This window comes from Erwinia amylovora, from assembly GCF_017161565.1.
Lineage (GTDB): Bacteria > Pseudomonadota > Gammaproteobacteria > Enterobacterales > Enterobacteriaceae > Erwinia > Erwinia amylovora.
The window spans coordinates 494,253-509,305 of record NZ_CP066796.1; the positions used below are offsets into that span (position 1 = coordinate 494,253).

The window sequence follows — 15,053 nt, forward strand, 5'->3', positions numbered from 1 at the left end:
ACCTTATGGTGCCATTATTAATGCAGCCCTTGCCGGCGCTGTTGGCTGACCAGGTCATGCGGCTTGACCCGTTGTTCAACGGTGCATCTTCCCGTCAGCAGGCGGTGCTGGTCTTCAGTGACTTTATCCGCACCAGCCTGATTAATTTCCCCAGCTGGTGGCAGCAGCTACAACAGCAGCCGCCGCTGGTGGATGAGTGGCAATATTACCCGCAATGGCTGCAAACACAGCTTGCTGATGTGCAGGATGAAAATGCGCTGATGCGCGAGCTGCGCCAGTTTCGCCGCCATATGCTGACGCGTATCGCCTGGATGCAAACCCTGGCAGAAAGCACCACAGAACAGAGCTTGCGCCAGCTGAGTGAGCTGGCGGAAACATTGATTGTCGCCGCTCGCGACTGGTTGTGGCGCGCCTGCTGTGCCGAACTGGGCACCCCGATGAATGCGGCAGGCGAGCCACAGCCGTTGCTGATCCTCGGCATGGGGAAACTGGGCGGCGTTGAGCTGAACTTCTCCTCTGATATTGACCTGATTTTTACCTGGCCGGAAAACGGCACCACGCAGGGTGGCCGGCGCGAGTTGGATAATGCGCAGTTCTTTACCCGGCTGGGACAGCGCTTGATCAAAGTGCTCGACCAGACGACCGCCGACGGGTTCGTTTATCGTGTTGATATGCGCTTGCGCCCCTTTGGCGACAGCGGTCCGCTGGTAATGAGCTTCGCCGCGCTGGAAGATTACTACCAGGAGCAGGGGCGAGACTGGGAACGCTACGCGATGGTCAAAGCGCGCCTGATGGGCGATAGCGACGACCGCTGGAGCGCAGAGCTGTACCAGATGCTGCGGCCTTTCGTCTTCCGCCGCTACATTGACTTCAGCGTCATCCAGTCGCTGCGTAATATGAAAAGCATGATCGCCCGTGAAGTGCGACGGCGCGGGCTGACGGATAACATCAAACTTGGCGCTGGCGGCATCCGCGAAACGGAGTTTATCGTGCAGGTATTCCAGCTGATCCGTGGGGGGCGTGAGCGCTCGCTTCAGCAGCGTTCCTTGCTGCCCACGCTGGCTGCCATCGGTGAGCTGCATTTGTTACCCTCAGATCGGGTGGATCAGCTGCAAGTGGCCTACCTGTTCCTGAGGCGGCTGGAAAATCTGCTGCAAAGCATCAATGATGAACAAACACAGACGTTGCCGGACAGCGAACCGGACCGCGCACGTCTTGCCTGGGCGATGGGCTTTGCTGACTGGGCGGCGTTACACGCGCAGCTCGATCTGCATATGGCCGATGTGCGCACCATTTTCAACGATCTGATCGGCGACGATACGGCCGACAGCGCGGATACCCGCGAGGCCGGGGAATATGGCGCACTGTGGCAGGATCGGCTGGAAGAAACTGACCTGCAACCGCTGGTGCCGCATCTTGCCAGTAATGCTCGTCAGCAGCTGTTGCGCACCATCAATGATTTCCGCCAGGACCTGGATAAGCGCACTATCGGCCCACGCGGGCGTCAGGCGCTGGACCAGCTGATGCCGCGCCTGTTGAGCGAAGTGGTGCCGCGTAATGATGCCCCGGTGGCGCTGATGCGCCTGACGCCGCTGCTGCTGGGCGTGGTGACGCGTTCCACCTACCTGGAACTGTTGAGCGAATACCACGGTGCGCTGCAGCATCTGATCCGCCTGTGTGCCGCATCGCCGATGGTGGCCAGCCAGCTGGCGCGTTATCCGCTGCTGTTGGATGAGCTGCTCGACCCGGCCACGCTGTATCATCCCACCGCCACCGATGCCTATCGTGACGAACTGCGCCAGTACCTGCTGCGTATTCCTGAAGAGGATGAGGAACAGCAGCTGGAGGCGCTACGTCAGTTCAAACAGGCGCAGCATCTGCGCATTGCCGCTGCCGATATCGCTAAAACCCTACCGGTAATGAAGGTCAGCGATCATCTGACCTGGCTGGCGGAGGCGATAACTGAATCCGTGGTTCAGCAGGCGTGGAATATGATGGTTCAGCGCTATGGCCGTCCTTCGCATTTGGTCAATGATAACGAACGTGGGTTTGCCGTGGTGGGTTACGGCAAGTTGGGGGGATGGGAACTGGGCTACAGTTCCGATCTCGATCTGGTGTTCCTGCACGACTGCCCGGCCGACGCGGTGACGCTGGGCGAACGCGTTATTGACGGTCGTCAGTTCTATCTGCGTCTGGCGCAGCGCGTAATGCATCTGTTCAGTACCCGCACTTCATCAGGCATCCTTTACGAGGTGGATGCCCGCTTACGTCCCTCCGGTGCGGCGGGGATGTTAGTCAGCACGTTGGCTGCTTTCGATGAATATCAGCGCAACGAAGCCTGGACCTGGGAGCATCAGGCGCTGGTTCGGGCTCGTATCGTGTTTGGCGACAGCGCCCTGAGTCAGCGCTTCGACCGCATCCGGCGCAGCGTTCTGGCGCTACCGCGTGAGGCTCAGGCGCTGCAAACGGAAGTGCGCGAGATGCGTGAGAAAATGCGTGCGCACCACGGCCACAAGCACAAGGGGCGGTGGGATATCAAATCCGACGCCGGCGGCATCATCGATATTGAATTTATTACGCAATATCTGGTTTTGCGCTATGCCTCACAATACCCTGAACTGACGCGCTGGTCTGACAACGTGCGCATTCTTGAGCGACTGGCGCGCAGCGGTAAAATGGCGCCTGCTCAGGCGCAGGCATTGACCCATGCCTATGTGACTCTGCGCGATGCGCTTCATCATCTTGCTTTGCAGGAACTGCCGGGACAGGTCTCAGAGCACGCCTTTCTCCGGGAGAGAGCCGAGGTAAACAGATGTTGGCAGGCGTGGTTAGGCGCCTGAATCCTCCGTTGCACGCGATGGTTAGCCAGCCAAACAATTATGCTATCATCGCGCGCATTCATTTTTACTGCTGTCTGGAGTCTCTGGAATGAAAATTACCCTGCCCGATTTTACCCGCGCGGGCGTGCTGGTAGTGGGCGATGTGATGTTGGATCGCTACTGGCACGGCCCAACCAACCGCATCTCTCCCGAAGCCCCGGTACCGGTGGTAAAAGTTGATAGCGTGGAAGAGCGCCCAGGCGGCGCGGCCAACGTTGCCATGAATATTGCTTCACTTGGCGCCAGGTCACGTTTAATCGGCCTGACCGGGGTTGACGACGCGGCGCGTGCGCTGGGCGCAGCCCTGTCCGGGGTTAACGTACAGTGCGATTTTGTCCCTGTGGCGACCCATCCCACCATCACTAAGCTGCGGGTGCTGTCGCGCAACCAGCAGCTGATCCGGCTGGATTTTGAGGAAGGATTTGAAGGCGTCGATCCCGCGCCAATGCATGAGCTTATTCAGCAGTCACTGCCGGGTATCGGGGCGCTGGTGCTGTCTGACTATGCCAAAGGTGCGCTGGCCAGCGTTGAGACCATGATCGCTCTGGCGCGAAAAGCGGGCGTCCCGGTGCTGGTGGATCCAAAGGGAACCGACTTCTCTCGTTACCACGGCGCAACCCTTCTGACGCCAAACCTGTCGGAATTCGAAGCGGTGGTCGGTAAGTGCAAAAGCGAGGCCGACATTGTTAAACGTGGCACGGCATTGATGCAGCAGCATGCACTCTCTGCGCTTCTGGTCACCCGTTCCGAGCACGGTATGACGCTGCTGCAGCCGGGCAAAGAACCCTTCCATATGCCCACTCAGGCGCAGGAGGTCTTTGATGTGACCGGTGCAGGGGATACGGTAATCGGCGTGCTGGCCGCCGCTCTGGCCGCTGGTAATACGCTGGAAGAGAGTTGTTATCTGGCTAATGTGGCGGCAGGCGTGGTGGTCGGCATGCTCGGTACTTCAACCGTTTCGCCAGTGGAACTGGAAAATGCCATTCGCGCCAGGCCGGAGTCGGGGTTTGGCGTGATGAATGAAGCGCAGCTGATTGCTGAAGTGAACAAAGCCCGCCAGCGTGGCGAAAAAGTGGTGATGACCAACGGCGTGTTTGACATTTTGCATGCCGGCCATGTTTCCTACCTCTCCAACGCGCGTAAGCTGGGAGATCGCCTGATCGTGGCGGTAAATAGCGATGCTTCCACCCGGCGTCTGAAAGGTGAAACACGCCCGGTCAATCCGCTGGTTAATCGTATGATGGTGCTGGGTGCGCTTGAGGCCGTGGACTGGGTGATCGGTTTTGAAGAAGACACGCCGCAGCGGGTGATTGCTGAAATACTGCCGGACCTGCTGGTGAAGGGCGGTGACTATAAACCTGAAGATATTGCCGGGAGCAAGGAGGTTTGGCAGAACGGCGGTGACGTGCGGGTACTCAATTTCGAAGACGGCATTTCTACCAGTAATATTATCAAAACGATCCTCTCCGGAACCGGGCAAAACTGACGGATTACGGCTGCCCGCAACGGGCAGCCGTAATCCGGCATTGCTTACTCCGCAGGCTTTTCGGCGGTTTGCGCAGGCCGTTGTGGCGCCGCACGGTTCTCCAGCTCGGCCAGACGCTGTTCCAGCGCGGCCAGCTTCTCGCGGGTGCGCAGCAGCACCTGAGTCTGCACGTCAAACTCTTCACGGTTAACCAGGTCCAGCCGCGTAAGCTGTGATTGCAGAGTCTGACGGATTTTCTTTTCCACATCATCACCCAAATCACGAATACCTTTCGGCATGGCGTCATGGACCTGACGGGCCAGTTGTTCGATTTTTTTTGCATCAATCATGGCAGGTTTCCTGATAGCAGCGAGTTTGGATCTAGTGTAATCGCTAAGCCGCCAGCAACAAACTTTAAAATGTCTTAGTCAAAAAATGGATAGCTGATAGCAGGTTTTGTTCATTGCCCTGTCACTTTTTCAGCGCTATGATATTTTCGCTTATTCTCAGGGCGGGGCGAAATTCCCCACCGGCGGTAAATCAGCTGACGCTGAAAGCCCGCGAGCGCTTCAGATCACTTCTGAAGGTCAGCAGATCCGGTGTAATTCCGGGGCCGACGGTTAAAGTCCGGATGGGAGAGAGTAACGATTCTTGACGGGCTGATGCTCGCCACGCGTTATTTGTTGTCACCGCATAACACTCCTAAGCATGCCCTGGTTCTGGTAACCCATACATTTATTAAGGTTTATTTACCATGAATCAGTCGCTACTTTCTGAATTTGGCACGCCTGAACAGCGTGTCACCCGTGCCATCGAGGCGCTGCGTGCAGGCCGCGGTGTGATGGTGTTGGACGATGAAGATCGTGAAAACGAAGGTGATATGATCTTCGCCGCCGAAACCATGACCGTTGCGCAGATGGCGCTGACTATCCGCCACGGCAGCGGAATTGTCTGTCTGTGTCTGAACGAAGAACGTCTGGAACAGCTTGATCTGCCCATGATGGTGCAGAACAACACCAGCGCTTACGGCACCGGCTTTACCGTCACTATCGAAGCGGCACAGGGCGTTACGACCGGCGTTTCCGCCACCGACCGGCTGACCACCATCCGTACTGCTATTGCTGATGAGGCGAAGCCGAGTGATTTAAACCGTCCTGGCCACGTATTTCCGCTGCGTGCCCGTGCCGGTGGCGTGTTGACCCGTGGTGGCCATACTGAAGCCACTATCGATTTAGTCACCCTGGCCGGTTTCAAGCCGGCGGGCGTTCTTTGTGAACTGACTAACGATGATGGTTCAATGGCCCATGCGCCGGAAGTTATCGTGTTTGCACGTCAGCACGATATGCCGGTCGTCACTATCGAAGATCTGGTGTCTTATCGCCACAGTCAAGAAACGCTACAGGCCAGTTAATCCTGCTGCGGGCCGGTTCCTCCGGCTCGCTGGTATCAGCCTGAGACGGTAACAACTTCAGGCTGATACACTTCGCCCCATGCCGCTATGGCATTCAAATTTACTGAATATCTTCTTCAGGGTTATCCAGGTTCATCCGCCAGTGAAAGGGCGTAATGTGATACTCATTAAGCAACGTCTTGCCTGGGGTCACTTTATGAGTCAGCAAACTATGCCCGCGCTGTTCCTCGGTCACGGCAGCCCGATGAACGTTCTGGAAGAGAATATCTACACACAAACCTGGCGTAAATTAGGGGATACCCTACCAAGGCCGAAAGCGATTATTGCGGTGTCCGCCCACTGGTGTACTCGCGGTACGGCGGTAACGGCGCTGGAAAAACCGCGCACGATCCATGATTTCGGTGGTTTTCCGCAGGCATTATTTGACACTCATTACCCGGCTCCAGGATCCCCGGCGCTGGCACAACAGGTGGCTGATGCGTTGGCCCCGTTTGCCGTAGAGCTTGACCAGGAGTGGGGATTCGACCACGGTTCGTGGGGAGTGCTCATTAAGATGTATCCTGAGGCGGATATCCCGCTGGTGCAGCTGAGCGTGGACGTCAGCAAACCCGCGGCCTGTCACTTCGCAATGGGACGTAAGCTTGCTGCGCTGCGTGAACAGGGGATTATGATCGTCGCCAGCGGTAACGTTGTACACAACCTGAGCAGGATGCGTTGGCAGGATGAGGCGGAAGCCTGGCCCTGGGCTGGATCCTTTAATCAATACGTTCGCGATAATCTGGGTTGGGAAGGGGAAGCTGCACAGCATCCGCTGGTGAACGTTATGCAGCACGAGGGAGCGGCATTGTCCAACCCGACGCCGGAGCATTATCTGCCGCTGCTGTACGTGCTCGGTGCACGCGCACCGGGCGAAGCGGTGTCGATCCCGGTGGATGGGATAGTGATGGGGTCAATCAGTATGCTGTCCGTGCAGGTAGGATAACGTGCTTGTTCGCTCAAAGGGTAGATAAACAGCCGCATCTGTCGCACGGTAACGGGTCACGGGTTGCTGTAACCGCGTCACGCAAGGGCGAGACAGTGCTCGCCCTTTACCGAAGGATCATTCAATAAACGCGTGCGGATAGAAGCGCGACAGATCCTGGGTGATCAGATCGCGATCTTCGCGCAGGCCGATGCCGGCCGGCCGATCGTTGATCAACCAGCTGCCAATTAGCGTATAGCTGTCACCAAATTTCGGTAGCGGATGGAACTGTTGCACAATCATCCCTTCTTCACCGTATGGCCCATCGACACGTGCAATCTCCTGGCCGTTTTCCACAATGCGGATATTCGCGCCCTCGCGGGAAAACAACGGCTTAACCACGTATTTATCCATGTGGGGCACGTTATCTTCTGCGAAGTAAGCCGGTAGCAGGTTGGGATGGTCAGGGAACATTTTCCACAGCAGCGGCAGCAGTGCTTTATTAGAAAGAACACTCTTCCAGCCCGGTTCCAGCCAGCGCACCCCGGCATCGGCCAGTTTGGTGGAGAAAGTTTCGCGCAGCATAAATTCCCACGGATAGAGCTTGAACAGGTTACCAATCACCTGGTCGTGGATATCGGTAAATTGCCCTTTCTCACCCAAGCCGATTTCATCCATATAAAGGAAATCAGTCGGTAGCCCGGCTTCCGTCGCGCAGTCCTGCAAATACTGAACGGTGCCACGATCTTCTTCAGAATCGCGGCAGCAGGCAAGGTGCAGCCAGCTGAAACCATGCTGCTGATGCAGCTCGCTAAAGCGTTCAATCAGCTTTTCCTGCAGGCTGTTGAACTGGTCGCTGCCGGTGGGAAGCTGGCCCGCATTCAGCTGGTCTTCCAGCCAAAGCCACTGGAAGAAGGCGGCTTCATACAGTGAAGTCGGCGTATCGGCATTGTTTTCCAGTAGTTTGGCCGGCGAATGGCCATCCCAGGCGAGATCCAGTCGCGAATAGAGCGACGGCTGGCCGCTTTTCCAGGATCCGCGCACGAAGTCCCAGGTATGTTTTGGAATGCGGAATTTAGCCAGCAGCTCTTCGCTACCGGTAACCAGCTCCACCGCCTGCAGACACATCTGGTGCAGTTCGCTGGTGACGTCTTCCAGCGACTCAATTTGCTGCAAACTGAACTGGTAGTAGGCATCTTCACACCAGTACGGCTCGCCGTGCATGGTGTGAAAACGAAAACCATATTCCGTCGCTTTTTCGCGCCAGCCCGGGCGTTCTGCAATGGCAATACGCTTCATTAGCGATTAGCCCCCCATGCTGTGGTTGCTGGTGCTGGCAGGACTGTTGTTACGCTGCATGGTGTTTTGTTTGGCGACGCTGTCACCAAAACCGCCGCGCGTGACGGTGCTGGTGGTGGCAGGCTTAGGTGCCAGTGCACTTTTCGGCACCGTCATGGTACGGCCCGGTGTGGCGGCTCCGTAACTTTTCCCGCTGGCATCAACAAACTGACCGTTGGCCGGGCTGGTCGGAGATTTTGAACTGAACAGCGGCTGTTGCTGACCGCCCATACCGCCGCCCATCAGTCGGCCCATCATATAACCGGCCATCAGTGGCATCCAGAAGCTTCCGCTGGACTGCGATTGCGCATTGGTATTGCCAACGCCAGCCTGAGCCGGTGCCTGCTGGCACTGACCTTCGCCAAATTCAGCCACGCAGTCTTCGCGGCTGGCGTATTTCGGCGCAGTTTTGGCCGCTTCTTCTTTGGCGCTGTTGAACGCCGTGGTGCACTGCGCGCTTTTGCCGGGGTTAGCCGCCGAACAGTCGTCAGCGTTTTGATACATTGATACGGTTTCGTCGGCCTGTTCACAAGCTGCCAGCATAAATACCGCACTCACCGCCAGCGCTACCGGCGTTAAATGGCGGGCGCTCCAGCTTTTACGAAAGGAGGCGTGATTAATTTGTTTCGTCCGTTTCATCAATTTTGTCCTGTGCCCAAAGGTAGCGTACAGAATAGGGGAACGGCGGAGAAAAATGAAGCGATGGCGCCGGGCCGGCGTGAGATCTTTACCAGACTATACGTTAGATCGTGAAGGAGCCGGTAGCCCTGTAAAAAGGGGCAGCTTTTGCTGCCCCAGAACGGTTCAGTGACTAAAGGGATTACCGCTGGTTCGGCTAGCCGCTGGGGTTTTGCTACTCTGTACCTCGTGAGCAGCGCCATCGGCGCTGGCGACCTGCTGCGGGTTTTCCGGAGCCACAAAATCTGGCGCGGTAACCACATCTTTACCAAGCTGGCCGTTCAATGTCTGCAGGTCCTGTTCGTTAAGCGTGCCCAACGCAGACTTGATATTCAGCTGATTAATCATATAGCTGTAGCGCGCATTAGACAGCTGCTGTTTTGCATTAAACAGCGTAGTGGTGGCATCCAGCACGTCGACAATGGTGCGGGTACCCACGGAATAACCGGCTTCCATGGCATCCAGCGAGCTTTGTGCTGAAACCACGGCCTGTTTGTAGGCAGCAATACTACTGATTGAGGCATTCACGTTGTTAAACGAAGAACGCACGGTCTGGACGGCAGAACGGTGAGCGCCTTCGAGCTGTTCACTTGCGGCAACAAAGGCGTACTGTGCCTGCTTAACCTGTGAGCTGACTGAGCCACCGCTGTACAGCGGCAGGTTGAAGCTCAAACCCACCTGGTTACTGCCGCTGATATTGTCCTGGTTGCTGGCTGACTGGTTAGCACGGCTACCGCCGTAACGATTATTGGATAAACCGGTAGACGCGGTCAGATCCAGCGTTGGCATATGGCCAGTTTCGGAGGATCGAATTTGCTCACGAGCCAGATCCTGAGAAAGGCGTGCTGATAACAGGCTCAGATTGCGGTTTTCTGCTTCTTTTAGCAGAGTGCTGACCGGCTGCGGTTTATCCGTTTTGAAAGTGTCCACGTTGAGTGAAGCCAGGCTCGAATAGTAGTTGCCGGTTACCTGGCGCAGGGCTTCAACCGCATTGTCTAGCGCATTACGCGCGGCCACTTCGCTTGCCAACACGGTATCGTACTGCGAGCGAGCGTTTTGCACGTCGGTAATGGCAACCAGGCCCACGTTGAAACGCTGGGTGGTTTGATCAAGCTGGCGATAGATGGACTGTTTTTGTGCCTCGGTATATGACAGGGTATCGATGGCATTCAGTACATTAAAATAGGCGGTAGCGGTATTCAGAATCAGCGTCTGCTGGGCGGTTTGCCAGGTGACGTCCTGAATTCCGGCGGTCTTTTCCTGCACGGTAAGCGCACGCCATTTTGACATGTCAAAAATGGTCTGAGTCAGTTGCAGTGAGGCACTTTTAGTGTTGCTGTTAGAGCCACTGCTATCACGGTAGCCGTTGGTGTACGTATAGTCAGCTCCAAGGCCAAGCTGCGGTAACAGCGGGCTGCGAGCTTCATTAATTTTCTCAAATGCCGCATCGCGGTCGGCTGCTGAGCTACGAAGGTCAGGATTTGATAAACGCGCCTGCTGATATACCTGCAGCAGGTTTTCAGCCTGGCTGGCAACACTGAAGCCGCCCAGGCTCAGGCCGATGAGTAAAGGGAGCAGTTTGTTCATTTGCATTCCTTGTAGTGCAGCAAAATTGTTATGGTAGCGTTGACGCAGACCAAAAATTGTCGCCGATGATAGCAGAGACTCCGGATCAGGTAAGTTGGCTGAAAGTGCCATCCTCCTTTTAATTTACTTAAATACTTCATCAAGAACCAGACATCCGGCTGATTACTATTGAACTAAACGTTTTCGCCATTATTTCAGGAGATACAGTGATGACCGCAGTGACCAATTATCCGGTAATTTTTACCAAAAATGATGTAGAAATCATTGCACGCGAGACCTTGTACCAAGGTTTTTTTTCGTTGCAACGCTACCGCTTTCGCCACCGTTTATTTGACGGGGGAATGAGTGGTGAAATTACCAGAGAAATTTTCGAGCGCGGTCACGCCGCAGTGCTGCTACCCTATGATCCCCGGCGTGATGAAGTTGTGCTGATCGAGCAAATCCGTATCGCTACTTACGATACCAGCCCCACCCCCTGGGTGCTTGAGCTGGTGGCAGGAATGATCGAAGCGGGTGAAACGCCGGAAGACGTGGCGCGCCGCGAGGCGGAAGAAGAGGCAGGACTGACCGCCGGACGGATTAAACCCATCATAAATTATCTCTCCAGTGCGGGGGGAACGACAGAACGGCTGGCGGTGTTTGTCGGTGAAGTGGATGCCAGCGTGGCGCAGGGAAACCACGGTCTGGAGGAAGAGCATGAGGATATTCTTGTGCATGTGGTGAGCCGCAGTCAGGCTTATCAATGGGTGGAACAGGGGAGAATTGATAATGCCGCTGCCGTTATTGCTTTGCAATGGCTGGAGCTGCACCATAAACAGTTACGCCAGGAGTGGAAAAACGAATCATGAAACGCTATGTCCCCGACTTCCCTGAAATGATGCGCGTTTGCGAAACCAATTTTGCGCAGCTGCGCCGTTTACTGCCGAAAGAAGACCGGGCAGGCGAATCTGTGGCATATCAGGTTAACGGGGCCAGTTATCAGATTTCTATTCAGGAGTCGACCCGCTATACGACACTGGTGGATATCAGGCAAACTGCACCGGCGGTAAGCTACTGGAGCTTGCCCTCCATGTCGGTACGCTTGTATCACGACGCGATGGTGGCAGAAGTGTGTTCTACGCAGCAGATCTATCGCTTTAAAGCACGCTATGATTACCCAAACAAAAAGCTGCATCAGCGTGACGAAAAGCATCAGATTAATCAATTCCTGGCTGACTGGTTGCGCTACTGCTTGTCCCACGGCGCAATGGCCGTCCCGGTGTGTTAAGCCAGCGGTAAACCTTTTTATAATCGAATGATTCGGGTTGCAGCCAACTCACCTGCAGCTTTTTAGTATGACTGGTACAGATCTAACCGTAAGGACTTTGATTGGATAGCCTGTTAAAACTTCCTGTGGCGAGTGGGTCCAGAGTCAGGATTTTACAGATAACGGATACGCACCTTTTTGCAGGTAAAGATGAAACGCTGCTGGGGGTGAACACGTGGGCCAGTTTTGACGCAGTGCTGGAAGCTGTCGCTGCAGAACAACGTCACTATGATCTGATCGTCGCCACGGGCGATCTGGCACAGGACCACTCGGTAGAGGCCTATCAGCATTTTGCTGAGGGCATTGCTCGCTTGTCTGCGCCATGCGTTTGGCTACCCGGCAATCACGACTATCAACCCACGATGTTTAGCACGCTGGGGGCATCCAGCATTGCCGACCAAAAGCAGGTGCTGATAGGAGACCACTGGCAAGCCATGCTGCTGGATAGCCAGGTATTCGGCGTGCCACACGGCGAACTGAGTGAGTACCAGCTGGAGTGGCTGGATCGTGCGATGGCCGCTGAACCACAGCGTCACACGCTGATACTATTGCATCACCATCCTTTGCCTTCCGGCTGCTCCTGGCTTGACCAGCACAGCTTGCGTAATCCGCATATGCTTGATGCTGTCTTGCAACGCTACCCGCGGGCGAAAACGCTGCTTTGCGGCCATATTCATCAGGAGCTGGACCTTAACTGGCATGGGCGTCGCGTATTGGCAACCCCGTCAACCTGCGTGCAGTTCAAGCCGCACTGTACCAATTTCACCATTGATGCTGAAGCGCCGGGCTGGCGCTGGTTGGATCTTGCAGCAGACGGCCATCTGGAGACAGAGGTTAAGCGTCTGAACACCCGCATGTTTAATCCGGATCTCGACTCAGAAGGATACTGACTGATGGCTACGCTGCTTTATTTGCATGGTTTTAACAGTTCGCCACAGTCGGCTAAGGCCACGCAGTTCAGGCAGTGGCTGACGCAGTACCACCCTGATATTCGCCTTTGCGTTCCCCAACTGCCGGCTTACCCCGGTGAAGCCGCGCAGCTGCTGGAAGATTTCGTGATGCAGTCGGCCGGCGAGCCGTTGGGGATAATCGGCTCTTCATTGGGCGGCTATTATGCCACCTGGCTGTCGCAGTGCTTTATGCTGCCAGCGGTGATTGTCAATCCTGCTGTGCGCCCATTTGAGCTGCTGGTTGATTACCTCGGTGAAAACGAGAACCCGTACACCGGCCAGCAATATGTGTTAGAGTCACGCCATATTTACGATCTAAAAGTGATGCAGATTGACCCGTTAGATTCGCCGGATTTGCTCTGGTTACTGCAACAAACGGGCGATGAAGTGCTCGACTACCGCCAGGCTCTCGATTATTACAGCGCCTGTCGACAGACGGTAGAAGAGGGCGGAAATCACGCTTTTATCGGATTCGAACGCCATTTTTCCGCCATCCTCGACTTCCTTAACGTTAAGGATTGAGATGAGCCGGGGCATGGCCACGCATTTTAAGCCACCACTAATCAGATTGTTACGATGACTCAATCCAGTTACAACGCTGATTCCATTGAGGTTCTCAGCGGACTTGAACCCGTGCGTCGCCGCCCGGGTATGTACACCGATACCGCGCGTCCTAACCATTTAGGCCAGGAAGTGATCGACAACAGCGTGGATGAAGCGCTGGCCGGCCACGCGAAACGTGTGGAAGTGATTCTGCATCCCGATCAGTCGCTGGAAGTGATTGATGACGGGCGCGGCATGCCGGTGGATATCCATCCCGAAGAGGGCGTACCGGCGGTCGAGCTGATTTTTTGCCGCCTGCATGCCGGAGGCAAATTCTCTAATAAAAACTATCAATTTTCCGGCGGCTTGCACGGCGTGGGGATCTCGGTGGTTAACGCTCTGTCAAAACGTGTAGAAGTTACCGTACGTCGTAACGCCGAAGTATATGAAATGGCGTTTGAGAACGGCGACAAAGTGCAGGATCTCACGGTGACCGGGACGGTTGCTAAGCGTAACACCGGCACTCGCGTGCAGTTCTGGCCGGATGAGTCCTTCTTTGACAGCCCGCGCTTCTCGGTATCGCGCTTAAGCCACCTGCTGAAAGCCAAAGCGGTGCTGTGTCCGGGCGTGGAAATCGTTTTTAAAGACCAGCTGAACAAAACCGAACAGAGCTGGTGCTACGCCGATGGGCTGACAGACTATCTGATGGAGGCGGTTAACGGCCTGCCGCTGCTGCCTGAAAAACCCTTTGTCGGGGCGTTCTCCGGCGATGTTGAAGCGGTAGACTGGGCGCTGTTGTGGCTGCCGGAGGGCGGCGAACTGCTGACCGAAAGCTACGTTAACCTGATCCCTACCATGCAGGGCGGTACTCATGTTAACGGCTTGCGCCAGGGGCTGCTGGATGCGATGCGCGAGTTCTGTGAATACCGCAATATTCTACCGCGCGGGGTGAAGCTGTCGGCGGAAGATATCTGGGATCGCTGTGCTTACGTGCTGTCGGTAAAAATGCAGGATCCGCAGTTCGCCGGTCAGACAAAAGAGCGCCTGTCATCACGCCAGTGCGCCGCTTTTGTGTCGGGCGTAGTCAAAGATGCTTTCAGCCTGTGGCTTAACCAGAATGTACAGGCAGCAGAAATGCTGGCCGAGCTGGCAATCTCCAGCGCCCAGCGCCGTATGCGTGCGGCGAAAAAAGTGGTGCGTAAAAAGCTCACCAGCGGCCCGGCGCTGCCGGGTAAACTGGCTGATTGTAGCGCGCAAGATTTGAGTCGCACCGAACTGTTCCTGGTGGAAGGGGATTCGGCGGGCGGCTCCGCCAAGCAGGCGCGCGATCGTGAATATCAGGCGATCATGCCGCTGAAGGGGAAAATTCTCAATACCTGGGAAGTCTCCTCTGATGAGGTGCTGGCTTCGCAGGAAGTGCACGATATTTCGGTGGCGATTGGCATCGATCCTGACAGCGAAGATCTCAGCCAGCTGCGTTACGGTAAAATCTGTATTCTTGCCGATGCGGACTCCGATGGTTTGCATATCGCCACCCTGCTGTGCGCGCTGTTTGTGCGTCATTTCCGCACGCTGGTTAAAAATGGTCACGTCTATGTGGCGATGCCGCCGCTCTACCGTATCGACCTGGGTAAAGAGGTCTATTACGCGCTGGACGAGGAAGAGAAAGCCGGTATTCTTGAGCAGCTGAAGCGTAAAAAGGGCAAGCCAGGCGTGCAGCGCTTTAAAGGGCTGGGCGAAATGAACCCGTTGCAGCTGCGTGAAACCACGCTTGACCCCAATACCCGCCGTCTGGTGCAGTTAACGATAAGCGATGAGGATGTCAATCAAACGCTGGCAGTGATGGATATGCTGTTGGCGAAGAAACGCTCCGAAGACCGTCGTAACTGGCTGCAGGAAAAAGGCGACAGCGCCGAAATCGAGGTGTAAAACTGT

At 55.7% G+C, this 15,053-nt stretch carries 13 protein-coding genes and 1 riboswitch; of the genes, 9 read left to right on the forward strand and 4 right to left on the reverse strand.

Going from position 1 to position 15,053, the window contains the following annotated elements:
- The first annotated feature begins 5 nt into the window (after positions 1-5).
- Together glnE and hldE are read left to right on the forward strand one after the other, a co-directional pair.
- Entirely contained in the window at positions 6-2,840 is a 2,835-nt protein-coding gene (glnE, locus tag JGC47_RS02300) for a bifunctional [glutamate--ammonia ligase]-adenylyl-L-tyrosine phosphorylase/[glutamate--ammonia-ligase] adenylyltransferase (RefSeq protein WP_004155217.1), read from the forward strand.
- A gap of 88 nt (positions 2,841-2,928) precedes the next feature.
- A complete protein-coding gene (gene hldE, locus JGC47_RS02305) occupies positions 2,929-4,365 on the forward strand; it encodes a bifunctional D-glycero-beta-D-manno-heptose-7-phosphate kinase/D-glycero-beta-D-manno-heptose 1-phosphate adenylyltransferase HldE (RefSeq protein ID WP_004155219.1) in 1,437 nt (478 codons plus the stop codon).
- Positions 4,366-4,409: 44 nt separating this feature from the next.
- On the opposite strand, the gene ubiK is transcribed toward hldE, so the two are convergent.
- On the reverse strand, positions 4,410-4,694 hold the full coding sequence (gene ubiK / locus JGC47_RS02310; RefSeq protein ID WP_004155221.1) for a ubiquinone biosynthesis accessory factor UbiK: 285 nt from the start codon (positions 4,692-4,694) through the stop codon (positions 4,410-4,412).
- A 148-nt stretch (positions 4,695-4,842) separates the two neighbouring features.
- A riboswitch (FMN riboswitch) is annotated at positions 4,843-4,991 on the forward strand.
- Positions 4,992-5,098: 107 nt separating this feature from the next.
- Here ubiK and ribB point away from each other — a divergent pair.
- Both ribB and ygiD read left to right on the forward strand, forming a co-directional pair.
- Positions 5,099-5,755, forward strand: a complete 657-nt coding sequence (ribB, locus tag JGC47_RS02315; RefSeq protein ID WP_004155223.1) for a 3,4-dihydroxy-2-butanone-4-phosphate synthase — start codon at positions 5,099-5,101, stop codon at positions 5,753-5,755.
- Between the two features lie 196 nt (positions 5,756-5,951).
- Positions 5,952-6,737: a 4,5-DOPA-extradiol-dioxygenase gene (gene ygiD / locus JGC47_RS02320; RefSeq protein ID WP_004155224.1), complete on the forward strand. Its 786-nt coding sequence runs from the start codon at positions 5,952-5,954 to the stop codon at positions 6,735-6,737.
- Between the two features lie 117 nt (positions 6,738-6,854).
- On the opposite strand, the gene JGC47_RS02325 is transcribed toward ygiD, so the two are convergent.
- The 3 genes from JGC47_RS02325 to tolC all read right to left on the reverse strand — a co-directional run bounded on the left by JGC47_RS02325 (position 6,855) and on the right by tolC (position 10,319).
- Complete coding sequence (locus JGC47_RS02325; protein WP_004155225.1) at positions 6,855-8,015, reverse strand: glutathionylspermidine synthase family protein; 1,161 nt, start codon at positions 8,013-8,015, stop codon at positions 6,855-6,857.
- 6 nt (positions 8,016-8,021) lie between these two features.
- On the reverse strand, positions 8,022-8,693 hold the full coding sequence (locus JGC47_RS02330) for a DUF1190 family protein (RefSeq protein WP_004155226.1): 672 nt from the start codon (positions 8,691-8,693) through the stop codon (positions 8,022-8,024).
- Between the two features lie 165 nt (positions 8,694-8,858).
- The gene (gene tolC / locus JGC47_RS02335) at positions 8,859-10,319 is read right to left on the reverse strand and encodes an outer membrane channel protein TolC (protein WP_004155227.1); all 1,461 of its coding nucleotides are present in this window, start codon (positions 10,317-10,319) and stop codon (positions 8,859-8,861) included.
- Positions 10,320-10,528: 209 nt separating this feature from the next.
- Between tolC and nudF the strand changes: the two genes are divergently transcribed.
- The 5 genes from nudF (at position 10,529) to parE (ending at position 15,047) form a co-directional block, all read left to right on the forward strand.
- The gene (gene nudF, locus JGC47_RS02340) at positions 10,529-11,167 is read left to right on the forward strand and encodes an ADP-ribose diphosphatase (protein WP_004155228.1); all 639 of its coding nucleotides are present in this window, start codon (positions 10,529-10,531) and stop codon (positions 11,165-11,167) included.
- Complete coding sequence (locus JGC47_RS02345) at positions 11,161-11,586, forward strand: DUF1249 family protein (RefSeq protein ID WP_033477018.1); 426 nt, start codon at positions 11,161-11,163, stop codon at positions 11,584-11,586. The genes nudF and JGC47_RS02345 overlap by 7 nt, the downstream gene beginning before the upstream one ends.
- Before the next feature lie 101 nt (positions 11,587-11,687).
- Complete coding sequence (cpdA, locus tag JGC47_RS02350; protein WP_004155232.1) at positions 11,688-12,515, forward strand: 3',5'-cyclic-AMP phosphodiesterase; 828 nt, start codon at positions 11,688-11,690, stop codon at positions 12,513-12,515.
- Positions 12,516-12,518: 3 nt separating this feature from the next.
- Entirely contained in the window at positions 12,519-13,097 is a 579-nt protein-coding gene (gene yqiA / locus JGC47_RS02355) for an esterase YqiA (protein ID WP_004155233.1), read from the forward strand.
- Between the two features lie 54 nt (positions 13,098-13,151).
- Positions 13,152-15,047, forward strand: a complete 1,896-nt coding sequence (parE, locus tag JGC47_RS02360) for a DNA topoisomerase IV subunit B (RefSeq protein WP_004155234.1) — start codon at positions 13,152-13,154, stop codon at positions 15,045-15,047.
- Positions 15,048-15,053: the final 6 nt, after the last annotated feature.

Excerpts from the sequence above, each read along its gene's own strand:
- glnE (WP_004155217.1), top strand. The coding sequence starts at position 6 with ATGGTGCCATTATTAATGCAGCCCTTGCCGGCGCTGTTGGCTGACCAG.
- hldE (WP_004155219.1), top strand. The coding sequence starts at position 2,929 with ATGAAAATTACCCTGCCCGATTTTACCCGCGCGGGCGTGCTGGTAGTG.
- ubiK (WP_004155221.1), bottom strand. The coding sequence starts at position 4,694 with ATGATTGATGCAAAAAAAATCGAACAACTGGCCCGTCAGGTCCATGAC.
- ribB (WP_004155223.1), top strand. The coding sequence starts at position 5,099 with ATGAATCAGTCGCTACTTTCTGAATTTGGCACGCCTGAACAGCGTGTC.
- ygiD (WP_004155224.1), top strand. The coding sequence starts at position 5,952 with ATGAGTCAGCAAACTATGCCCGCGCTGTTCCTCGGTCACGGCAGCCCG.
- JGC47_RS02325 (WP_004155225.1), bottom strand. The coding sequence starts at position 8,015 with ATGAAGCGTATTGCCATTGCAGAACGCCCGGGCTGGCGCGAAAAAGCG.
- JGC47_RS02330 (WP_004155226.1), bottom strand. The coding sequence starts at position 8,693 with ATGAAACGGACGAAACAAATTAATCACGCCTCCTTTCGTAAAAGCTGG.
- tolC (WP_004155227.1), bottom strand. The coding sequence starts at position 10,319 with ATGAACAAACTGCTCCCTTTACTCATCGGCCTGAGCCTGGGCGGCTTC.
- nudF (WP_004155228.1), top strand. The coding sequence starts at position 10,529 with ATGACCGCAGTGACCAATTATCCGGTAATTTTTACCAAAAATGATGTA.
- yqiA (WP_004155233.1), top strand. The coding sequence starts at position 12,519 with ATGGCTACGCTGCTTTATTTGCATGGTTTTAACAGTTCGCCACAGTCG.
- parE (WP_004155234.1), top strand. The coding sequence starts at position 13,152 with ATGACTCAATCCAGTTACAACGCTGATTCCATTGAGGTTCTCAGCGGA.